The sequence below is a fragment of the Sporosarcina siberiensis genome (genome assembly GCF_042681925.1).
Lineage (GTDB): Bacteria > Bacillota > Bacilli > Bacillales_A > Planococcaceae > Sporosarcina > Sporosarcina siberiensis.
The window spans coordinates 107278-128005 of record NZ_JBHUGI010000035.1 but is presented as its reverse complement, the minus strand read 5'-3'; the positions used below and the strand labels follow the sequence as shown (position 1 = coordinate 128005).

Genomic DNA, 20728 nt, shown 5'->3' with positions numbered 1-20728 from the left:
AGATGGCTGGAAAAAGTACGTGCCTCCTGTCATCGTTACTCATTCCTGAATGAAATTTAAGCTCTTACCCTTCTTCGGTAATTTGAATGAATATTTTTGATCGTCATAGCCTTTTTGCCCCGCAATGGGATCTTCGCTGTCTCCTTCCGACGGAAAATTGGGATTATTGGCCCAAGACTGTTACATGAACTCGAACAGGTTTTCAATGCTTGTTTGGTAGGACATGAACAATAATCCTCTTTCCTGGTCCGGTGCCAGCTCGAAGGGCTTCCCATAAGGAATGCCCCTTCGAAGAATCATTTTCGTTCGATTAAACTCGGCAGACCCGAAATCACGTGGATTGAGCTTAGTAATATGCGATGCTTTAATGGAAGAAGGTCACAGAAATGATGGATCTTTTTTATAAAAGAATGCTTCAATGGAATACATTAAAAGCTTGTTTTGTTCAATCCTTTTACAAAACAAGCTTCTTCATTTTATTCATTTATCAAGGTTATTAGTATCGATTTGATCAAATTATATTATTAAGCAACATCGTTGCAAGGTAGCAACGAAATATTAGAGAAGAATATGGTTATTACGATTGAGCCAGGTATCTATATTGAGGGGGTAGGCGAATATCGACACTTCATAGCCATCCGTGTAACCAAGGATGGCTATGAAGTGCTTACAATATTTCCTACTGATCTAGTAGATATGCCCCCTCTGTTAGGCTAGTTGCCGTATAGAACTCTCCTATTATAATTTAATTATAGATGGTGGTCGTAGATCTTGCAGAATATTGCTGAAAAAAAGGTTTTTAAAAAGAACAGATTGACGCATGGCGCTCTGTTTGTCTGAACGCGAACGCTGGGAACTGAATCAAACCAAACGGCTTTCTAAGGAGCTAAAGGATGAAAAAAGACGTACATCAGAGATTGAAAAAGATTTACGTATAAAAAAAAGCGTTGGCAGAGGCTGTGGCTTTATTACTATTAAGAAAAAGGCCCGAGCCATCTAGGGGACCACGGGGACGAATGATTATCTCGTCAGATCGCGAACTTGCGGTAGAACTTATCCAAGAAGCGAATCTAAACGGTGCGCGATTAGGCTAAGGCGTGTACCGAACTAAACATTAGTGTGCGCACGTATGAACGCTGGATCTGCATTGGTTAACGGATTCTTCGATATTTTTCCCCACCTTAAAGCCTGAATAAAAGCTTGGCTAAGCATTTGATACATTTGATGAAGGCTTGCGATGGGGAACACCATTATTTGACATTCTTATTGGCAATTTATACAGGGATGAGAAGGTGGGAAATACTTGGCTTAAAATGGAGTGATATTGATTTCGATAAAGAAGTCATTCAAGTAAACAGATCCCTAGCTTATGTTCCGCAAAGCGCTTTGTTCTAACAACGCCAAAAACTAAAAGTTCTAAACGTCAAATTGACATTCCCGAATTTGTTGCAGAAGCATTAAAGGCACATAGAAATAAACAGAATGAATGGAGAAATCTTACGGGTGAATTGTTTCAGAATCAAGACTAAGTTATTTGTACGAATACAGGTACGATGCAATGTCCTCGGAATTTAGTCCGGGTGATGAAGAGAATTTTTAAAAAAGCCAATGTGAAACCGATTCGATTTCATGAGATTCGACACACGCATGCATCTATCCTTATAGCGGAGGGGGTAGATATCGTTAAAATATCGGATCGACTAGGTCACGCAAATCCTAGGATTACGTTAGAGTTTTATGCACATTTATTTCCTAATTCCCATTTTTAATAGCGGATGTTTTTCACAATGCTATTAAAAATGATGATTATTAGGGGATGAAAATAAGATTACAAAATCAACTGCGGACATAGTCTAATAAAAAGTCATAAAAAAGACCTATGGCGTCGTGCCGATAAGGTCTCGTGGTTAAGACGGACCGCGTTAAGACGGTCTTCTTATGAGATTGATACTGTATGGTCCCAGACGGGCTCGAACCGCCGACTTCTACCTTGTCGAGGTAGAGGTTCACTAAGTATACAAGATAACAACTGTTGGGGCTTAAGACGTTATTAATTTTTATCTGTCGCCAAATCATTATAGTTGGATGATCTGAACACGAACTGACCACTTTTTTGACCACTTTATTTATTTGTGCCATGTAAACATAGGAATAGCATAAACATGGAATCCTTACATCTAGGGCTAAATTTAGGCATATATCCTCCTATTTATACCGTTGAGTGATGGGCGGCATGATGTAAGTCATTCGTCTAAACTTAAAGAAACGTCAACTCTTTTATCAGAGTTGACGTTTTTTGTTTGCAAGAAAGAGTGAGATGGTAAACCTCCGATTTAAAAAAAATTGTCCTTCGTAAAATTATGCGAAGGGCATTTTTTTGTCTCCGTATTACATAATATTTATGAATGAATATTGGACAATTAATTGAATGAACTTCAATTTTCGTCAAATCTTCATATAGCTTTAGTAATATGAAAGTTGAGAGATTTTGAACCGAGGGGAGACAGCTGTGGTAATGGTAAGTGCACAAGCTTCAATCGCTATAATAATTATAAGTTGGGGTGTGGGATTCCTCTCTTTTTATTTACTAAGCGATTTATCAAAAAAGAAGATATACATGGAAGAAATAGTATCACAGCTCATAAACTTTGTTATTTTTATGTGGATTGGAAAAGTTCTTTTAAATTTTTCTGTCTTTATAAAAGAACCATTGACGATCTTAGCCTATCCAAGTAATTCGTATGCGTTTTACTTAGCCGTGTTGTTTAGCGTATTAACGATTGGCATGAAGTCCAAGCGGAAAAAAGTTGATCTTGTACCTTTTTTAAATTCATTTATTCATGTGTTTTTACTATCCTCGTTTGTGTATGAATTCATTCAAATTGTATGGAGTAATAATACATATTCAATCAGGTACATGGGTTTGCTTGCAGTTCTTATTGTTGCAATCGTAGTCATACGTGAACGAATCACAATCTATAAAGTAAATATCCTCATGTTAATTGGTTGGACTCTAGGAACTATAGGATTGGCGTTTATTATGCCGTTTATCATGGTATTTGGCTATACAATTTCTCCGTTGTTTTTGGGATTAATTTTAGTGTATTCTTTGGCGGTTATCATTTTACAAAGGAAGAAGGTGTCGTAATTGGGTGGAATTGAAGCAGAGACGATGTTAGTGGTGGGAATGTTTTTGGCATTAGGCGCGGGTGCATTATCTTTTTTATCGCCTTGTGTGCTACCGATTTTTCCTGCCTATTTATCGTACATCACAGGTATCAGTGTAAAAGAATTACAAGGAAACCATGACGTCAAAATTCGTAGTAAATTATTAAGCCATTCTACATTCTTTCTATTAGGAATATCACTTGTATTTATTAGTTTAGGTGTTGGGGCTTCATTTTTGGGGCAATGGCTTCAAAATTTATTAGTTGGTGATTCTGGATTACTCATCCAACGTTTAGCTGGAGTATTCATTATATTTATGGGGCTCTTTGTTGGAGGTTGGATCAACGTTACGACGTTAATGAAAGAAAAGCGTTTCCAGTCTTCAAAAAGACCTGTTGGCTATTTTGGTACTTTTTTTGTGGGTATGGGGTTTGCAGCTGGATGGACGCCGTGTATAGGTCCAATTTTCGGATCCATTTTATTTTTAGCGGCAAGTAACCCGACTCAAGGTATTTTGTACACAGTAATGTATGTTATTGGGTTCGCATTGCCATTTTTCATCCTGACCTTTTATCTGGGATCAACGAAATGGATTGTTCGTCACAGTCAAGTAATTATGAAATTTGGTGCCGTGATTATGATTCTTATGGGCCTGATTTTATTTACCGGTCAAATGCCACGTATCACCGAATTTCTACTTAAATTAGTGCAAGATACATGGTTCGAAAAATTAGGATGAAAAAGGGGTTAATTATAAATGAAAAAAGTATTACTTATTTTAATTGTAGTCGGTATGCTTGGTTGGGCAGTGTATGAATTCGTAATTTCAACTGATGGAGAAGATAACGTAAAAACATCTGAGAATGAAACTTCTACCGAATCTAATGAAATAGGAATTGGTAAAGGTCAATTAGCTCCAGATTTTGAACTTAAGACACTAGATGGTAAGACCGTGAAATTGTCAGATTATAAAGGACAACGAGTCATGCTAAATTTCTGGGCAACATGGTGCCCGCCATGTCGTGCCGAAATGCCTGATATGGAAAAATTTCAAAAAAACAAGGATGTGCAGGTGTTAGCTGTGAATTTACTTGAAACAGAATCGAATCCAGATAATGTTCAAAAGTTTATAGATGAGCTGGAACTTACTTTTACAATTCCCTTGGATGAAAAGTCTGCTGTATCAAACCAGTTTCAAATTGTGGCCTATCCAACATCATTTATGATTGATTCGAAGGGGCGGATTCAATCCGTAGTGATGGGAGCCTTGAATTATGACTTCATGGTACAGGAATTTGAAATGATGCAATAGGTCCCTTCCGGCGTGTAAACTAGTAGTGGGGTGATTATTGTGAAACAAACGATTATGGTTGTGGAAGATGATAAAATGATTCGAGAATTAATTTTAATATATTTGAAGAAAAATGGTTATGAAGTTGTGGAAGCAAGTGATGGCGAAGAGGCAAAAACAGTTTATCTGGAACATCAACCCTGTTTGATCATATTGGATTTAATGCTTCCAAAAGTAAGCGGCGAAGAGTTTTATGAATGGCTTCGTGAACAGGAGCAAAATAGTGTTTCGGTTATTATGCTTTCAGCTAAAGCGAGGATTGACGATAGAATTTCAGGGTTAAATCAAGGTGCGGATGCATATATGACAAAGCCCTTTGATCCAAAGGAACTTATCGCACAAGTAGAAGCAGTATTACGTCGTACAGGATTATTTTGTCAGAAGATTGTAGTTGAAGGACTTTGTATTATGCCGAAAAAAGGTGAAGTTTTACTTTATGGTGCACGTATTAAATTAACGAAGTATGAATTTAGTCTCCTTCACTACTTTATGCAGAATCCAAATATCGTTTTGTCCCGAGAACAGCTTATGTTGCAAATATATCCATACGGAGAACATACGGTGATGGAGAGAACCATTGATGCGCATATTAAGAAACTTCGCGAAAAAGTTGAAAATCATCCATCGAAACCCGAAAGAATCCAAACTGTTAGGGGAATGGGGTATAAATTTGTCGCGAATAAATAAATTTTTCACGACTTTAATACCCGTGGGATTTCTTTGGCGATTAACTTTCTTAAATATTTTAGTTATTGTGACTGCGACTGCAATCAGTGGATGGGCTATGTATAATACAGCCTGTTATCTGGCAGCAGGGGTGGGTAATTTAGATGCGTTACGCCAGCAGCAATTTAACAGTACACTTCTAAGATATTTATGGATATTCATTATTGCATCTGTTTTTATCGGAAGTTTACTGCATTTTCATTTAATAAAATACTTAATCAAACCAATCCGAAATCTGATTCAGTCAACTGAGCAAATGAGGCTCGGACATTATCCTGAACCAGTAAAAGTGTACAGAAAAGATGAAATTGGCCAATTGGTTATACAATATAATGGTCTGATTGCACAGTTACAAACGAATGAAGAACAGCGGAAAAATCTTATCTCTGACTTATCCCACGAGATCAGGACTCCTTTATCCAACTTGAGTGGCTATCTGCAAGGATTAAAAGACGGTGATATCATTGGCGAAAAAACATTATTTGCATCCCTTCATCAGGAATCAAGCCGCTTGTCGCAAATGATCGAGCAACTTGAACAAGTAAAGGAATGGGATTACTTGTCCACCCAATTGATTGTTAAAAAAGATACATATGAGATAGAAGATTTACTAACTCAGTGTGTTGCAATGTTTGATAGACCTTGGAAGCATGATCATATACCTATAGAAATAGAAGTTGAATCATGTGAGTTATATATTAACGTTGAAGGAATCCAACAAGCCATCAGTAACTTGTTGGAAAATGCCATTCGTTATTATGATGGACTCGGGCCGATTTCATTAAAAGGTGAAAAACAAGGAAAAGAGTATTATATATCCATAACAGGACCTAGTATGCCTATACCAGAGAATGAAAGAGAAAATGTCTTTAATAGGTTCTACCGTCTCGATTCTTCTCGTAGTCGTTTGACGGGTGGTTCGGGATTAGGACTTGCTATTTCGAAGGAAATTGTAGAACGCCAGCATCAAGGTGAGATAGGAATTGAAACGACGGACACTAGTAATACGTTTTGGATTTTGCTACCCAGATAATTAAGTGAAATAGAAACTGAATAAGTAATAGTACGCTCTCTATATTTTTTGGAGTTTGGAAAACAGATAGCGGAACCTACATAATTTCAGCTATCTGTTTCTGATTTCACAAGGGAATATTTGATTGCGAATAAATAACTTTTTTCATTATAAAGCAAGGCTTCCCATTAGTTAACCAAACTATTGAGAAGCCTTTTTTGTTTTTCTTCGTACTATAAGCAGTGATTTTTCATCACCTCTTTTAATAAATCGACTGAAACCAAACTATATATCATTTATTTAATAAATTATGAAACATTCCCCATAACCTATTCGTGTAAGGTGTAGAAGAACGTTATAGGGGAGAGAAAATGAATGTCTACGATAAAAATAGAAGGATTAAGTAAGTCTTATCGAAAGGTTGAAGTGTTAAAAGATATTGACCTTCAAATAGATACCGGATTGTTTGGGTTACTTGGACCGAATGGTGCAGGGAAGACTACGTTAATGAAAATATTAAGCACGATTCTTCCATGGAAGGATGGACAAGTCACCATATACGATTTTGATCTTTCAAAAGAAGGGGATAAGGTTCGGGAGCTTCTAGGTTATTTGCCACAACATTTCCATGCACCAGGCCAATTTACGGGGAGAGAATTTATGCATTATGTCGCTTCGATGAAAGGTCTCACCGATAAAAAAGAGCGAACGGATCAAGTTGAAAGGCTTTTGGAAGAGGTAAATCTTCAACCACAAGCCAATAAAAGAGTGAAGAGTTATTCGGGCGGCATGAAGAGGCGGCTTGGAATTGCACAAGCATTGATTGGTAATCCAAAATTAATCATTCTCGATGAACCAACGGCTGGACTTGATCCATCCGAACGCATTCGATTCCGGAATCTAATTACAAAATTAAGTAAAAATTATACGATTATTTTATCTACGCATATTATTAGTGATATTGAATCGAGCTGTGAAAAAGTGGCGGTCTTGAATAACGGGAAGGTTCTTTTTCAGGGTACGACTGTGGCGTTAGCTGAAATCGCACTCAATTTTGTCTGGGAGTTATCTGTCCCTTACACGGAATATGACGATATTGAAAAAAAACATGCCATTATATCAAGCAGAAAAGAAAAGGATAGTGTCGTTTTTCGTTTAATCGCGAGCGGTTCTCCAGATGGGCGAGCAATTACTGTTCAGCCAACGATTGAAGACGGTTATATGGCGGTTATCAATGGGGTGATTAAATGAGTAGGTTGAAAACGATTGTTCGTACGGAGAGTTTGTTATTGTTGCGTAATAAGTTTTTAGCAATACCTTTATTAATTAATGTGCTTTGTTGGAGCTATATTGTTATTGCATATGAAATGGAAGCCATTCATTTTGAGGTCCGGGCTGCTGTTTTTTATAACGGATTTATGTGGATGTTGTTACTAAATTTATTGATCGTTGGCTTGTTTTCGGTTTATATGGCCGGGAAAGATCGGGAAAGTGAATTTGAACATTTGGTAGTAACTTATAGGGTGACGAATGTTGAGTGGATTACTGGGAAATGGGTGGTTGCTCAGTTGTATGGACTTTGTATTACACTCATTACATTGCTCATTCAAGTCGGGTGGTTTTTCGGTGGGAAGATGGCTTTTGGTGAAGTGGCTCAAAATGCTTTTTATGTGTTCATCCAGATGGAAGGTGCATTCTTCTTACTTGTTTCGCTCGGCTTTTTGTTTGGGAGTATGGTAAGGAATGTATTTTCTTATCTCTTTATTCCAACATTTCTGGTATTAACATTAGGTTTGCCTTTTGATTATACAGGTGTGGCTGCAGATTACGATAATCCGAAGTTGCACCTATTAACGCCTTTCGATTATATGTTTATTCAGTCTCCATTTGAAGGGATATGGGGAATTGATCGCGTATTTGAACCTACCATTTTACATCAAGGTATTGTTTTCCTGTTTGGAATTGTTGTATTGCTTGTAACTCTTTTGCTATTTCATCGGAACCGTAGGAAGTATAGGGAGAAGCGGATGATTCCTGTTGTAATCGTCGGTCTGCTTATACCCGTGTTAGTGTTGAGCGGCTTTAGTTATATGCAGTATGAGCGTGCGTATGAACAATTTATCATCACAGGCGATCGGTATGCTAAGGAGTTTGAAGGAGATACGCAAACTGAATTATTTAAGTGGGAAAATGACTATTATGATGAAAATTTGGATGATGAACCGTATGAACTTTCGATGGTAACAACCAATCTAGATGTTAAACTTAAAGATGATGATCAAATGAGTGTTCAAAGTAATTTAACAATTAAAAACAATGGTGAACTGCCGACTCAAGAAGTGTATCTGACATTGGTGAGCGGATTGAGCGTAACAGTCTGTAAAAGTGAAATAGGAATTACCTGTTCGCGTATGGATGATTTTATCGTTGTTGAGCTAGACAAGCCGATTGAATCGGGTGAAGAATTTAACATTAACTTAGATTATGAAGGAACTGTTTTACAGTATCGTAACGACGCATATACGGAACTGGCTTTTATTCAAGAAAACCGGGTTTCTTTACCGAAGGAAGCGGGTTGGTATCCCCTTATTGGAAAACGTTCCTTGGTAATTGGTAGAAAACATAATAATCGCTTTACGCAATTTGAATTAAGAAATGCCAAACTTGTAGAGGATTTTCCTACGGCATTTTCAGTTACGATTTCAAATGAAAACAGTGAAATTCCACTTGCGCTGACAATTCCAGAGGTGAAGGCCGGGGTGTATGAAGGAACTTCTCAGTACGGATTGTCTTTGATGGGTGGAAATTTAAAGGAAATGATCATTGATGATATTCGGGTCGTTGGTCATCCAGAAGTTCTAAATGGTGCTCAAGACTTGATAGGAAGATATAAGCCCTTGTGGGATTTTACAGAAGATTGGCTGGAAGTTTCTGTGACGCCATCAGTTATTTATCTATTAGATACTCAGCATTATTATCTTATGAATAATACAAGGAGCCACGGATTCTTAACATTGAATAGTGACTATCTTGAAGAGGATAGAGATGATGTAATTGCGTATGAAGTTTTGAAGGAATTGATGGGGATGAGTTCAATTTCTAGTAGGTTAAACAGTCAAGAAGATGATTTCGATTTCTTATTTAATGCAATGCTCTGGACAATGCTGAAGCAATTAGGCAACGAGATGGAATTTAAAGAGTGGTATGGTGAATATCGATTAATGGATGATCGAAGTCTTTCACTTGTCAATTTGTTACATGGGTATGAAGAGCAGGGAATAGAAGCGTTTAATGAAGTGTTAAACTATTTGTTCCAATATGTTGTTCAACTAGATGATCAGCAAGAATTTGATATGGTAGATGCTTTGAAATTATATGAAAGTAGTACTGTAAAATGATGGGCTTGTTGGTTCGTCTTCGCCTCTATTTAAAACTTTGGTTTACGTCATTTTATACGATTGTCATGATGTTGTTTATTCCGGTCGTTGGGGTTTTGTTATATAATTCCGGGTCATATACAATTGAAGACGCTTCAAGCATAATTTATGAAAAGGCGGCACCCATTTGGTTCATTTTCATCTTGCAGTGGTGTTTTTCGATTGATATGGATTCAAAATTTTATAGTCTTGTTGTAACCTATCCGATTTCTAGGTGGCGATTTATTATGGAAAGGGTGCTGTTTTCAGTGCTTGTTTTCGTAAGCTTGCTTGCTATTGTGACAGTTAGTTTGATGCCTATCATGGGGGCTTTCGCATGGCAAAGTTTCTTATTTACCATGCCGGTTTACATAGCAATTGCGGGCTTTGCAGTTGTAGGAACAGTGATGATCAATCATTCACTTGGTGGTTTATTGGCAGGAATTATTATATGGGTGTTTTTCGTCTTTGGTGCAACGTTTTTAGGCAATTTAAATGTGATACTACTTAAGTATGGAAGTGTTTATACGTTCGTGAATGGCGAAACTGGTTTTTTTGATGATATTAATCGTTGGATACTCTACAATCGATTGTTTTATATGATGATTGGCATACTATTAACTGGACTAGCTATCCTCCAATTCAATCGAAAAACAACTTAGAAATACAGGGGGAATGGGAATGCAGGATGAAGAGTATATGCGCCAATTGTCATATGGCAATGACTCGGCATTAGATACACTTGTTTTCCGGTATCATAAACCTCTGTATGGGTATGTGTACCGATTAGTACAAGATGAAAAACTGGCTGAGGACATTGTGCAAGATACGTTTATGAAAATTTATCAACAAGGACAAAAAGGTTTTGTTCCTGATTCCTTTAAACCATGGATGTATAAAATTGCGTCAAATTGTTGTAAAGATTATTGGCGAAAGGCTTCTACGAAAAGGGAATATTTCACCGATGAAATCGTAGAAGATCAAGGCAAAGTCTATAATATAATCGAACGTCAGCTTGAACGTCAATGGATGATTGACGCTTTAGATCAATTATCCCCAGATTATCGAATGGTTCTTTATTTACGGTTTTATCAAGAATTAACATATGCAGAAATTGCTCTGGCTTTGGAAATACCTTTGAACACAGTGAAAACGTGGATTTCAAGGGGTCTCAAACAACTTGAGGGAATCGTTATAGAAGATGAGCGGAAAGGGGCGGGAGTAAATGAGTGAAGACAAAGAGCTAATGCGATTGGAAAAGGAATGGGAAGACCGTTTTGATCGATTTACAGCCCCTGAACCATCAAGAGAACAGACGCTTAATTTAATTCAAAAAATAAAAGGTATAGAAGAAGTTGGCCTAGTTGATGTACGGATTGAATTAGAAAGACATCAAGATTCGCAGACAATGTCATCGAAAGTTATGAATTTATTTTTATCGGGGTGGAATTTCCACGGTGCGCGAAGTTGGCTTTTTACAGGAATACTTATGTTCCTATTGACGCTTACGGTTAGCCAAAATACGGGAAGTGAAGTGGCTGGTTTTACAATGTGGATAAAGGGAAGTACGCTCATTATGATTGCGGTTATGAGCTATGCATTTCGTACTAAAAATGAGGGAAATCAAATCATTGAAACACTAAGTTATTACCCGCTGATTGCGCAGTTGTTTATGCGTTTTATGATTGTAATGGTCTTACAATTGGCGATTACATTGCCGCTTAGCTTTGTCATACTGGGAGGAACTAATTCCATTTACTATTTGCTAGGTTCCTTTACCCCTGTTTTGTTTTTTGGTGTTATTGGCTTTGTTAGTACAATTTGGTTTGGCCAAAAGATTAGCCTATTACTTGCTCTAATTGTTTGGTTTAGCCAAACGTTTTTTGAAAAGCAACTTCTATCTGCTGCATTATTTCAGTTGCCGGGAAATGAGGGATTCTTATTGATGAATAGTATTGTTTTGGGGATTTCTATTCTATTACTTGGCAGTGTTGCATTGAAAAACCATCAGATGAGGGATTTGACATGAGGATTGTCTTAGACGAGATAGAATTTACAAAAGAAAAAGTGAAAGTATTCAGCGGAATCAGTTGTTCATTTAAAACTGGAGTGACGTATGTCATTGGGAATAATGGGGCAGGAAAAAGTGAACTCTTAAAAATTATTTCTACTGCGATTATTCCGGATAAAGGAACGATTACCTATACAAAATTAATACGAGATAAAAAAGTTGGGACGTATCGTAAACATCTAAGTACCGAAGAAGTTAGGAAAGTCGTGGGTTTTATGCCGCAGCATTTCACGGGTTATCCGGAAATGACAATTGAAAGATATTTAACTTATATGGCTTTCCAAAAGGGAATTCCCCATAAGTTAATTAAATCCTTATTAAATGAATGGGTAACAGATGCAAATTTAGTTGAACTTAAAAGAAGAAAGCTACGGAACCTTTCAGGTGGAGAGCGACAAAAGGTAGGCTTGATCCAAGCACTTATTAATCAACCAAGAATTTGTATTTTGGATGAACCCTTTGAAGGATTAGATACGCAAGAAAAGCATTTTTTTAATCGTGCAATTCAGAGACTTTCATTTCATAGTGTCATAATCATTAGCACACATTTAGTTGAAGAAATTGAGCGGTCAATTGATGTCAGTATCTTAAATATGGAAAATGGGGAATTGTCGTATATCAATAGCGTGGATGAACTTAGTGAAATGAAAAGTTTACTAACGAATATTGAAAAGTAAGGGGCTCCATTTTAAAGGGTTATTGAATGAGTAAATGCATATCATTATTTAACTGAGTAGTTTATGGTCCCTGATGGAGAATAAAACAATATAAAAAAAGGCCTCTCATTGATTCGTTGGAATCGATGGGAGGTCTTTTTTGTGTTTAATAGTGTCCGTTATATTTTCTTTGGCCAAAAACTCCATTTACCAAGCACTATTAAAATCGCTGGAATTAATAGCGGGCGAACGATGAATGTGTCAATCAAAATACCGATTGCCATAATGATTCCGAACAACTTCAATTCGTAAATAGGCATTGTTGCCAGTACTAAGAAAGTTGCAGCCAAGATTAGACCGGCAGAACTGATGACGCCACCTGTCTTTTCAACACCGCGGCGTACCGCGTCATCAAAAGGTAAAACTTTCATCTCTTCCCGTATTCGCGCAATAAGCATTATCGAATAATCGACCCCTAGAGCGACGAGGAACACGAATGAATAGAGGGGAATTCGATAACTGAGAGTATCCAAATCGAGAATCAGTTTAAACAAAACTATAGATAACCCAAGTGTTGCAGCATAGGACAATAAAATCGTCCCCATCATGTATATGGGTGCAATAATGGACCGTGTCTGCAAACCGAGCATAATTGTGATGAGCACAGTCATTGCAATCATTACAAGCCATGTATCTCGGTTGTTAATATCTCGTAAATCTGCATTCTTGGCACTTTCACCTGCTATAAATAGCTGCGCATCGGCTAGGCCGGCTTCATTCAACAGTGCATTGCTTTCACTACGAAGTTCAAGTACGGTATCGAATGCTTTTACACTATACGGATTTCCAGTAAACGTTACGGAGAACTTTGCATTCTTTTCATCTTCCGTAATCGGATTGCTTTGAACGGTTACTTTATCAATACCCGTCTTACTTTCAATTTCTTCTACAACCGTCATGAGCTTTTCCATGTCCAGTTTTTCATCAGAAACAAACAATAGTGTGCCCGGTGCTAAGCTTCCTTGCGAAAATGATTTCCCAAGATGATCATAACCAATACGAGATGAGAGGTCTTCTGGGAAAGATTCGATCATATCATACGACTCGTCAATGTTTGTAACATTCCATGCACCTAGTAGAAGCAGAAGCATTATTGGAATCATGAACAATAACGGTTTTTTCGTCACAACATTTGCAACTTTACCCCAAACCGTCTTCTTTTCAATCGTCTCGTCCCCATATTTTGGGATTATTGGCCAAAATGCTTTTCGACCAATCAATGCAAAGAGTGCAGGCAAGAGCGTTAGTCCCGCAATCAACATCGCTCCAGCTGCAATAGCAAACACAGGTGCGAAGTTACGATAAGGCTCGTAAATTGCGAAGAATAGCGTTGCCATACCGAGAACGATTGTACTTCCACTAAAAAATATTGGTTCTCGAACATGACGCATTGTTTCACGCATGGCATCATTGACCGACTCATGCTTTTTCAATTCTTCACGATAACGTGAAAAGATGAGTAGGGAATAGTCCGTCACGACTGCAAATAGCAATATGGTCATTATGGACAGGGCTTGACTTTCCGCTGTAAATAGCCCTGACGAAGCAGATAAACCGATCACTCGATCCACGACTGCGTATACAATTGCAGCACCGATAAGTGGAATAAGTGTTAGTAAAGGCGATCTATAGATGACCAGTAACAAGACCAATATTAATCCGACCGTTGACAATAATAAAACAACGTCGGCTTGACTGAACAATTCAATTGCATCTGACGCAATTCCTGCTGGCCCAGTCCACGATACTTCTACATCGCTGTCAATCTTTTTCGCTACCTCGCTTTTAATAGAGACAACAAGTTCATGTAAGTCGTTTCCTTCCAATCCTTTTGGCAATGTAATGGGAACAAAAAATGTTTTTTCATTTTCAGCCAAAAAAGATGCACGTTGTTCAGGTTTTAGTTCAGTCAATGGAATGACATCTACAACGCCATGAGACGATTCCGTTTCAAGCGATTCAAGCACTGCTGCGTAGGAGAGGACATCTTCTTCCGTTAATCCATCCTCATTATGAAACACTGCAAATAATGGCATACCACCCTCAGAAGGGAAGTATTTCTCTAACTGCCGATCCGCAATAATGGATTCGGCATCTGCAGGAAGCCCTGCGTCTTTATTAGCTTGAACGAACTCCTTGGCTCCGGGTGCAAACCCCGATAGAATCACCATTAATGCTATCCAAATACTTAAAGACAACCACCATATACGTTTTCCTTTGGCCATCATCTATTTCCTCCCTTGTCAGTTAAAAATGTAATGATAACGAATAGTCCAAAACTTACGAGTAAAATTGTTCCTCCAATAATATAGAAGATAAGTGCTAGTGTTTCATTCACGCTAAACGGTTTCATAAATTGCAGCCACATACCTGTTGTAAGTCCGATTGAACCGATAATCGCCGTCCAACCGTGTGCAGTCACAAGTTTTATCGCATGTACTTTATAGATGCGATAAAACACACCCCATGCGAACATCGACAGCCAACCGACTAATAAAATATGTGCGTGAATTGGACGGAATGCGTAAGAACCTGATCCCGCCATATGAGATCCTAATACTGTTCCAATCAAACCAAAGAGTGCCGCAATACGAATAAGCCGTAAACTCCATTTTTCTTGCATGCTTTATTCCCCCTGTTCATTTCTGAATATACTCTTACTTTAAACCTCCAATATGAACGCAACATGAACGAGAGGTTAAGACTGAGGAAGTTTAATTGGGTATGTAGTGAAAGAAAAGCATCTATGAAAGCTGATTTATAGCAGAAGGATTTATGTTGCTATGATGTATCACTTTGTGATATAACATAATTAGGTATATCACAAAGCGATACATGAGGAGGTTAACAGATTGAAATCATTTGAGCCATTGACGGATTCTGTTTTTTATATAATGGCTTTGCTTACCGAGCCTCGACATGGGTATGTCGTGATGAGTTTGGTTGAAGAAACGACAAAAGGAGCATTCGTGATTGGTCCTGCTTCGTTGTATACGATTATTAAGAAACTGCTGAAGGAGCAGATGATCGTTTTGCACAATGAATCGGATTCCCGCCGGAAAGTGTACGTATTAACAGACTTGGGAAGGCAAACGCTAGAGGCGGATATCGCACGCCGCAAAGTAATGATTGAGATAGCCGAAAAAGGGCTTGAAAGGGGGAGTATATAATGGGAAAGACAAAGTATATGATGTCGGGTGGATTGGCTTTTACAGAGGCGGCCGACATGAAAAAATTACGACGTAAATCGCTAGAAGGATGGCATCTAAAACGATTTCGTTGTGCTGGTTATGAGTTTGAAAAAGGCGAAAGCGAAGATCTGATCTATAGTATTGACTATCGTCTATTGGAGCCCGACGAGAAAGATGAATACTTTGAAATGTTTACCGTAGGCGGTTGGACGCCTGTTTGCTCGGAATACAATATGCATATTTTCAAAGCGGATAAAGGGACTGTGCCGATATACAGTGATGCGGAGTCTGCGCGTGATAAAATCAACCGTTTGGCTATCCCGGTGAAGAAATTTACCGTTCTTATTGTTGGCTTAACCATCCTTTTTGGGATACTGATGAAATTCACATCGGGATCGATTCAAAATGTTAGTCTGTTTTTCTTCAATTGTGCTCTCATTCTCGCGGTTCCTTCCGTTATGACGTATTTGGCCACCGTATATCATCGGTTGAAAAAATAATCACATCTTTTAAAAAGTATTAGAAAGAAGGTGTTGTCTTGGAGAAGGTAATCGTGCTATTTATTATAGCTGTGGTTTTTGTGATTGCGTATAACTTTTTAATTAGAGATAAAAGGAAATTAAAAAGTTTGCGACAAGAGTGGGAAAATGGGGTGTATTTTGCATTAAGTGAGGACGTTAAATCCGTTTCTTCCTATTGGATGAATAAGAAAGATACCAATACGTTTTATACAGGTGTTGACCAGCTTACTTGGAATGACTTATCCATGCAGGACGTATTTGAAAAGCTTAATTATACAAAGTCCACTGTAGGTTCGGAATATTTATTTAACCAATTACGAGACATCGACCCGAAACATACACGCACGGATAAAAAAGAACAACTATACACTTTGTTTTCAACTGATCAACAGCTTAGGGAGAAAGTGCAACTTATTTTGATAAGCCTTGGAAAACGTAATTATACAGATTCCTCCTCTTACTTTTATAAATTCAAAAACCATAAGATAAAACATGCGTATTTGTATATCATTCTGGCATGTTTACCGGTGTTATCCATCATTCTTATATTTTTTAGTTTGAAGTATGGACTAGCCAGTTTGTTCTGCGCGTTCTTACTAAATGTTTTTGTTTATTATCGCAATCAGCGATCATTAGAAAATGATTTACATTCAATTACCTACGTAGCTTCAATTGTAAATGCAGGAAAAAGTTTAGCTGCTATTCGCCATCCGAAGTTTACAACATTCAGTCGTCTGTTTAAAGAAGAAGGTAAAGGGTTAAGAAGAATTTCTTTATTTGGCAAAGTGTTGTCCCTAGGAAGCAATAGTGGCGGAGATTTTGATGTGCTGTTCGAATACATTCGCATACTATTTTTGCTGGATTTTATAGCTTATAATCAAATCGTAAAAACCATTGTTACTCATCAGAATGCTTACAAGGAATTATGGGAGATGACTGGTGAACTCGATGCTGCGATTGCAGTAGCATTTTACCGAAGATCGCTTACTTCTTATACAAAACCTGGTTTTGTGACTAAGGAGGAACTTTCATTTGAAGAATTGGCGCATCCCCTACTAGATAATCCAGTGACAAATTCTTCAGTGCTCGGTAAAGCGGTGCTTGTTACAGGTTCTAATGCCTCTGGAAAATCTACTTACATAAAATCTGTCGCAATAAATGCCATTTTGGCGCAAACAATAAACACCGTGTTGGCCAAAGAATGGACAATGAAACCAAGTTATATCGTCACATCAATGGCCATTCAGGACAATTTATTGGACGGGGATAGTTATTTTATCGCGGAAATTAAATCGCTAAAAAGAATAATAAAATTCAGTGAAGAAAAAAAGCCGATTATCTCATTTATAGATGAAATTTTAAAAGGAACGAATACGATTGAAAGAATTTCTGCTTCTGCTGCAATTATGGAGTGGCTATCCGTCAACAAAGGCATGACCTTAATTGCTTCACATGATATCGAGCTTACCGAAATTTCGAGAGAGGTATACACGAATTATCATTTCAGGGAATCCATTGAAAATGGAAAAGTGATATTTGATTTTAAAATTCATCCAGGTCCTTCAATAACAAGAAATGCTATTAAGCTGTTAGAGGTCCTTGATTATCCTGAATGTATTACTGCCCAGGCCAATCAATTGGCACAGAACTTTACTGAAATACGTGAATGGGGCGTGATGAATAAGCAGCCGACATCATCCCTTTCTTGATGCACTCAAATCAATTCGGGAAATGGCTTTGGGCATAGGTTTGCTATAATAAAATAACAAAAGAAACGAGCTAAGCGGAAAGATCCCGATAAGCTCGTTTCTTTTTTTTATGGAACTAGGTTTATGAAGTTTTACAAAGTCACCGAACCTTCAATTGAAATTATTTTTCTCTAACTTCAAATCATCAACATATTGCTTGCCTTCCAGCAATGAAAGCCCCAATAGTTTTCGTGCTATTTTTTCCGCTTTAATATCGTCACCTTTGCCAATGAATTCCCGTAACTCATCATTTATCGGGTTTTCTGGAACTTCATTCTGTTTAGACAACTGGTATAGGTTATATTTTATACCTTTAACACGCCGATTAATTTTCAGAACAGTAAAAAGTATAGAAAGAACAATAATTAAAAATAGCACTTCTATCAAGTTAATTTCCATTTCAGTTCTCCTTTACATATGTTATAAAGTGCTCGGATGTAGGCTTAATTCTTCTTCGGTAATTGCACCTTTCTGAGGATTGGATACAAATACATTATAATTCTTCCAAAAGTTTTCGAATTTGTTTAGGGGTTCTTAAAATGATAACTTGTTTTTCTTTAGATAATTGCCCTATCTTCTTCAAAATTTCCGGTCTTTTTGTCTTCGGATAATCCCAAATCCATTTTAGAAAACCGAAGTCAAGCCTCTCCTTACAACCTTCACCCATATCTGGTCTAGTTTTATTTCTGTACTGCAACATTCTTTTAAAAGCACGATAAACACAAATTATTCTATGAACGTCTAGAAAAATTATCGTATCTGCCGATTTAAGTCTTATATCCATCGTTCCACCATAATTTCCATCAATAATCCATTCTTCTTTTTTTACTAATTCATTTTGTACTTCTTTTTGTTCATTCTTTGGAACACCTACCCAATTGCGCTTCCAAAATAGTGCATCTAAGTGATATACCTTTAATTTAAGCTTATCTCCTAATTGTCTAGCCAGGGTTGATTTACCCGATCCACCTGATCCAATTAAGACAATTCTTTTCATAAAGCCCCGTCCCTTCTTCGAAAAAATGGCCTGGTATCGGAATACTGGTTTAATGATCTATTGTATTCATTATTACAAAAAAATCTAATGATTTCAAACTATTCTGGATAAAGAGCGCCAATTGAAATTAAATAATTGCCTTATTCTAAGCACAATCAATAAACAACGTACTATTTATAGTTAATGCTATTTTGATTCTTTCAAATTGACCCTATATAGGTGGTGATAATTAGATAGAACGGGAATATCTTGATGTGTCTTTTGCAAATTTAATATGAATGGTAAAGATGGATAGCATTAGAACTTGCAATTGCGAGTGCTATAATTGCTAATGTAGTACTGAATATTCTGTAAGAATGATAATTTGGAATCGGTTCATTTTGTTGGATAGTTACCGTTTCAGTAATAGGACCAACTTTCGGGAATAGAAGGGGGAGTATTCTGATGGATTTTGGAAATGTATACTTAAAGATCGTGAAGGAAAGATTTGAAAGCGTCAAGAATCTAGGTGATAAAACAATAAGTCAATTAACTGAGGAAGATATACGCTGGAGGCTAAACCAGTCTTCAAATAGCATTGCGACTATCGCAAAACATTTAAGTGGAAATATGATATCCAGATGGTCGAACTTTTTAACAACAGATGGAGAAAAACTTTCAAGAAATCGTGATCAGGAATTTGAAGATGACATTTCTTCAAAGCAGGAAATGAAAACTAATTGGGAAAAAGGGTGGGCCACACTTCTAGATACATTGAACAAATTAGAGGGTAAGGATTTGTTGAAAAGTATAACCATTCGTGGTGAGAACCTCACTGTTCTAGAAGCAATCGAAAGGCAAATGGCTCATTATGCTTATCATGTTGGTCAGATTGTTTATATTGGGAAGCAATTAAAAGATGAGGACTGGGAAACACTTAGTATTCGAAAAGGAAAATCAGAAGAGTACTTGCAGCAGAAGTTGAAAAAACATCAATCTTAAGTTATTTACCATTCATTGTATAAAATACCTTGTTATAGCATGACTTTAATTCATTTATGTAAAACATGTTTGACATCCTTGTGTGATTAATTTAAAGTTAATAATGTCAAAGACTTTTTACATTTCAAATAAAAGGAGTGTTTTAATAAGATGAACAAAAAGACTAAATTAATTCTCGGTTCCATACTCAGTCTTGCAATTATTGCCGTTATTTCCTTTGCTGTTATCCAAGTTTATCAAGGGGAAGAGCTAGGTATGTATGATGTCGTTACAATTGGCATATTGGTTGGTGGATTCTTTTATTTAATCACTTGGGGTAGCAGTAGTATTTACGGACCTGAATCTGAAGAAGCTAGTGATGAAATGGGGAATCACATCAAAAAGACCAGTTCGAATATTAGTTATTTCATCATGTTGGTCATTACAGTATTATTAGCTTATATGAGTTCTGACATTTTTTTGCTGAGCCATAAAATGGCACTGTATCTAGTTATGGGGTTATTTTTCATTGTGAATCCTGTTACCCAGTTTTTCATAATGAAAAGATATAGGTAGGGATTATAATGGAAAATAAAATAAAAAGTTTACGCAAAATTAAAAAGATAACTCAAGAAGAGTTGGCCAAAAAATGTAAAGTTTCCCGTCAGACAATTAATGCCATTGAAAACAACAAATACGATCCTTCATTGGTGCTTGCGTTTGACTTAGCAACTACTTTAAATACAACAGTTGATGAATTATTTATTTATGAAGATAGAACACTTTAACTCGAACTCAAAATCTGCTGGCAACTACATAATAGAAAACAACAGTTTTTGGAATAGATTTGA

Annotated in this window: 25 protein-coding genes; 20 read left to right on the top strand and 5 right to left on the bottom strand. The window is 37.1% G+C overall.

The window, feature by feature from the left end; translation table 11 throughout:
• Window positions 1-180 precede the first annotated feature (180 nt).
• Window positions 181-354 (bottom strand): hypothetical protein, encoded by a 174-nt coding sequence (locus ACFSFY_RS16285; protein WP_381539928.1) that lies wholly within the window; start codon window positions 352-354, stop codon window positions 181-183.
• A gap of 183 nt (window positions 355-537) precedes the next feature.
• Between ACFSFY_RS16285 and ACFSFY_RS16280 the strand changes: the two genes are divergently transcribed.
• The 14 genes from ACFSFY_RS16280 (at window position 538) to ACFSFY_RS16215 (ending at window position 12421) form a co-directional block, all read left to right on the top strand.
• On the top strand, window positions 538-717 hold the full coding sequence (locus ACFSFY_RS16280) for a M24 family metallopeptidase (protein WP_381539888.1): 180 nt from the start codon (window positions 538-540) through the stop codon (window positions 715-717).
• Window positions 718-1224: 507 nt separating this feature from the next.
• The gene (locus tag ACFSFY_RS16275) at window positions 1225-1395 is read left to right on the top strand and encodes a tyrosine-type recombinase/integrase (protein WP_381539926.1); all 171 of its coding nucleotides are present in this window, start codon (window positions 1225-1227) and stop codon (window positions 1393-1395) included.
• 158 nt (window positions 1396-1553) lie between these two features.
• On the top strand, window positions 1554-1769 hold the full coding sequence (locus ACFSFY_RS16270) for a tyrosine-type recombinase/integrase (protein ID WP_381539886.1): 216 nt from the start codon (window positions 1554-1556) through the stop codon (window positions 1767-1769).
• 740 nt (window positions 1770-2509) lie between these two features.
• Window positions 2510-3148 carry a hypothetical protein gene (locus tag ACFSFY_RS16265; protein ID WP_381539884.1) on the top strand — a complete coding sequence of 213 codons (639 nt, stop codon included), beginning with the start codon at window positions 2510-2512 and terminating at the stop codon, window positions 3146-3148.
• A complete protein-coding gene (locus ACFSFY_RS16260; protein ID WP_381539882.1) occupies window positions 3149-3907 on the top strand; it encodes a cytochrome c biogenesis CcdA family protein in 759 nt (252 codons plus the stop codon).
• An 18-nt stretch (window positions 3908-3925) separates the two neighbouring features.
• A complete protein-coding gene (locus ACFSFY_RS16255; protein ID WP_381539880.1) occupies window positions 3926-4480 on the top strand; it encodes a TlpA disulfide reductase family protein in 555 nt (184 codons plus the stop codon).
• A 39-nt stretch (window positions 4481-4519) separates the two neighbouring features.
• A complete protein-coding gene (locus ACFSFY_RS16250) occupies window positions 4520-5206 on the top strand; it encodes a response regulator transcription factor (RefSeq protein ID WP_381539878.1) in 687 nt (228 codons plus the stop codon).
• Window positions 5190-6278, top strand: coding sequence for a sensor histidine kinase (locus ACFSFY_RS16245; protein WP_381539876.1), 1089 nt, complete (start codon window positions 5190-5192; stop codon window positions 6276-6278). The genes ACFSFY_RS16250 and ACFSFY_RS16245 overlap by 17 nt, the downstream gene beginning before the upstream one ends.
• 354 nt (window positions 6279-6632) lie before the next feature.
• Window positions 6633-7508 carry an ABC transporter ATP-binding protein gene (locus ACFSFY_RS16240; RefSeq protein WP_381539874.1) on the top strand — a complete coding sequence of 292 codons (876 nt, stop codon included), beginning with the start codon at window positions 6633-6635 and terminating at the stop codon, window positions 7506-7508.
• Window positions 7505-9655, top strand: a complete 2151-nt coding sequence (locus ACFSFY_RS16235) for a hypothetical protein (RefSeq protein WP_381539872.1) — start codon at window positions 7505-7507, stop codon at window positions 9653-9655. The genes ACFSFY_RS16240 and ACFSFY_RS16235 overlap by 4 nt, the downstream gene beginning before the upstream one ends.
• Window positions 9652-10335 (top strand): hypothetical protein, encoded by a 684-nt coding sequence (locus ACFSFY_RS16230; protein ID WP_381539870.1) that lies wholly within the window; start codon window positions 9652-9654, stop codon window positions 10333-10335. Before ACFSFY_RS16235 ends, ACFSFY_RS16230 begins: the two co-directional genes overlap by 4 nt.
• Before the next feature lie 19 nt (window positions 10336-10354).
• On the top strand, window positions 10355-10906 hold the full coding sequence (locus tag ACFSFY_RS16225) for an RNA polymerase sigma factor (RefSeq protein ID WP_381539868.1): 552 nt from the start codon (window positions 10355-10357) through the stop codon (window positions 10904-10906).
• Window positions 10899-11702, top strand: a complete 804-nt coding sequence (locus ACFSFY_RS16220; RefSeq protein ID WP_381539866.1) for a hypothetical protein — start codon at window positions 10899-10901, stop codon at window positions 11700-11702. Before ACFSFY_RS16225 ends, ACFSFY_RS16220 begins: the two co-directional genes overlap by 8 nt.
• On the top strand, window positions 11699-12421 hold the full coding sequence (locus ACFSFY_RS16215) for an ATP-binding cassette domain-containing protein (RefSeq protein WP_381539864.1): 723 nt from the start codon (window positions 11699-11701) through the stop codon (window positions 12419-12421). The genes ACFSFY_RS16220 and ACFSFY_RS16215 overlap by 4 nt, the downstream gene beginning before the upstream one ends.
• A 158-nt stretch (window positions 12422-12579) precedes the next feature.
• Here the strand turns inward: ACFSFY_RS16215 and ACFSFY_RS16210 are convergent, their stop codons facing one another.
• Window positions 12580-14685, bottom strand: a complete 2106-nt coding sequence (locus tag ACFSFY_RS16210; protein WP_381539862.1) for an MMPL family transporter — start codon at window positions 14683-14685, stop codon at window positions 12580-12582.
• Window positions 14685-15083, bottom strand: a complete 399-nt coding sequence (locus ACFSFY_RS16205) for a hypothetical protein (protein ID WP_381539860.1) — start codon at window positions 15081-15083, stop codon at window positions 14685-14687. The genes ACFSFY_RS16210 and ACFSFY_RS16205 overlap by 1 nt, the downstream gene beginning before the upstream one ends.
• A gap of 229 nt (window positions 15084-15312) precedes the next feature.
• Here ACFSFY_RS16205 and ACFSFY_RS16200 point away from each other — a divergent pair, with 229 nt between their 5' ends.
• Genes ACFSFY_RS16200 through ACFSFY_RS16190 form a run of 3 tightly spaced genes read left to right on the top strand, consistent with a single transcriptional unit; the run spans window position 15313 to window position 17881 of the window.
• Window positions 15313-15630, top strand: coding sequence for a PadR family transcriptional regulator (locus ACFSFY_RS16200; RefSeq protein ID WP_381539858.1), 318 nt, complete (start codon window positions 15313-15315; stop codon window positions 15628-15630).
• On the top strand, window positions 15630-16151 hold the full coding sequence (locus ACFSFY_RS16195) for a DUF2812 domain-containing protein (RefSeq protein ID WP_381539856.1): 522 nt from the start codon (window positions 15630-15632) through the stop codon (window positions 16149-16151). The genes ACFSFY_RS16200 and ACFSFY_RS16195 overlap by 1 nt, the downstream gene beginning before the upstream one ends.
• Before the next feature lie 38 nt (window positions 16152-16189).
• A complete protein-coding gene (locus tag ACFSFY_RS16190; RefSeq protein WP_381539854.1) occupies window positions 16190-17881 on the top strand; it encodes a MutS-related protein in 1692 nt (563 codons plus the stop codon).
• A 150-nt stretch (window positions 17882-18031) separates the two neighbouring features.
• On the opposite strand, the gene ACFSFY_RS16185 is transcribed toward ACFSFY_RS16190, so the two are convergent.
• Together ACFSFY_RS16185 and ACFSFY_RS16180 are read right to left on the bottom strand one after the other, a co-directional pair.
• Complete coding sequence (locus ACFSFY_RS16185) at window positions 18032-18319, bottom strand: hypothetical protein (protein WP_381539852.1); 288 nt, start codon at window positions 18317-18319, stop codon at window positions 18032-18034.
• 94 nt (window positions 18320-18413) lie between these two features.
• Window positions 18414-18917 carry a DNA topology modulation protein gene (locus ACFSFY_RS16180; protein ID WP_381539850.1) on the bottom strand — a complete coding sequence of 168 codons (504 nt, stop codon included), beginning with the start codon at window positions 18915-18917 and terminating at the stop codon, window positions 18414-18416.
• A gap of 444 nt (window positions 18918-19361) precedes the next feature.
• On the opposite strand from ACFSFY_RS16180, the gene ACFSFY_RS16175 reads away from it, so the two are divergent.
• From ACFSFY_RS16175 to ACFSFY_RS16165, 3 genes are all read left to right on the top strand, one after another.
• Complete coding sequence (locus ACFSFY_RS16175) at window positions 19362-19898, top strand: DinB family protein (RefSeq protein ID WP_381539848.1); 537 nt, start codon at window positions 19362-19364, stop codon at window positions 19896-19898.
• Between the two features lie 150 nt (window positions 19899-20048).
• Window positions 20049-20453: a hypothetical protein gene (locus ACFSFY_RS16170; RefSeq protein ID WP_381539846.1), complete on the top strand. Its 405-nt coding sequence runs from the start codon at window positions 20049-20051 to the stop codon at window positions 20451-20453.
• Window positions 20454-20461: 8 nt separating this feature from the next.
• Entirely contained in the window at window positions 20462-20665 is a 204-nt protein-coding gene (locus ACFSFY_RS16165; protein WP_381539844.1) for a helix-turn-helix transcriptional regulator, read from the top strand.
• The last annotated feature ends 63 nt before the right edge of the window (window positions 20666-20728 follow it).

Excerpts from the sequence above, each read along its gene's own strand:
- ACFSFY_RS16270 (WP_381539886.1), top strand. The coding sequence starts at position 1,554 with ATGCAATGTCCTCGGAATTTAGTCCGGGTGATGAAGAGAATTTTTAAA.
- ACFSFY_RS16230 (WP_381539870.1), top strand. The coding sequence starts at position 9,652 with ATGATGGGCTTGTTGGTTCGTCTTCGCCTCTATTTAAAACTTTGGTTT.
- ACFSFY_RS16185 (WP_381539852.1), bottom strand. The coding sequence starts at position 18,319 with ATGGAAATTAACTTGATAGAAGTGCTATTTTTAATTATTGTTCTTTCT.
- ACFSFY_RS16165 (WP_381539844.1), top strand. The coding sequence starts at position 20,462 with ATGGAAAATAAAATAAAAAGTTTACGCAAAATTAAAAAGATAACTCAA.
- ACFSFY_RS16215 (WP_381539864.1), top strand. The coding sequence starts at position 11,699 with ATGAGGATTGTCTTAGACGAGATAGAATTTACAAAAGAAAAAGTGAAA.
- ACFSFY_RS16225 (WP_381539868.1), top strand. The coding sequence starts at position 10,355 with ATGCAGGATGAAGAGTATATGCGCCAATTGTCATATGGCAATGACTCG.
- ACFSFY_RS16180 (WP_381539850.1), bottom strand. The coding sequence starts at position 18,917 with ATGAAAAGAATTGTCTTAATTGGATCAGGTGGATCGGGTAAATCAACC.
- ACFSFY_RS16195 (WP_381539856.1), top strand. The coding sequence starts at position 15,630 with ATGGGAAAGACAAAGTATATGATGTCGGGTGGATTGGCTTTTACAGAG.
- ACFSFY_RS16255 (WP_381539880.1), top strand. The coding sequence starts at position 3,926 with ATGAAAAAAGTATTACTTATTTTAATTGTAGTCGGTATGCTTGGTTGG.
- ACFSFY_RS16175 (WP_381539848.1), top strand. The coding sequence starts at position 19,362 with ATGGATTTTGGAAATGTATACTTAAAGATCGTGAAGGAAAGATTTGAA.
- ACFSFY_RS16210 (WP_381539862.1), bottom strand. The coding sequence starts at position 14,685 with ATGGCCAAAGGAAAACGTATATGGTGGTTGTCTTTAAGTATTTGGATA.
- ACFSFY_RS16170 (WP_381539846.1), top strand. The coding sequence starts at position 20,049 with ATGAACAAAAAGACTAAATTAATTCTCGGTTCCATACTCAGTCTTGCA.
- ACFSFY_RS16205 (WP_381539860.1), bottom strand. The coding sequence starts at position 15,083 with ATGCAAGAAAAATGGAGTTTACGGCTTATTCGTATTGCGGCACTCTTT.
- ACFSFY_RS16240 (WP_381539874.1), top strand. The coding sequence starts at position 6,633 with ATGTCTACGATAAAAATAGAAGGATTAAGTAAGTCTTATCGAAAGGTT.
- ACFSFY_RS16235 (WP_381539872.1), top strand. The coding sequence starts at position 7,505 with ATGAGTAGGTTGAAAACGATTGTTCGTACGGAGAGTTTGTTATTGTTG.
- ACFSFY_RS16220 (WP_381539866.1), top strand. The coding sequence starts at position 10,899 with ATGAGTGAAGACAAAGAGCTAATGCGATTGGAAAAGGAATGGGAAGAC.
- ACFSFY_RS16275 (WP_381539926.1), top strand. The coding sequence starts at position 1,225 with ATGAAGGCTTGCGATGGGGAACACCATTATTTGACATTCTTATTGGCA.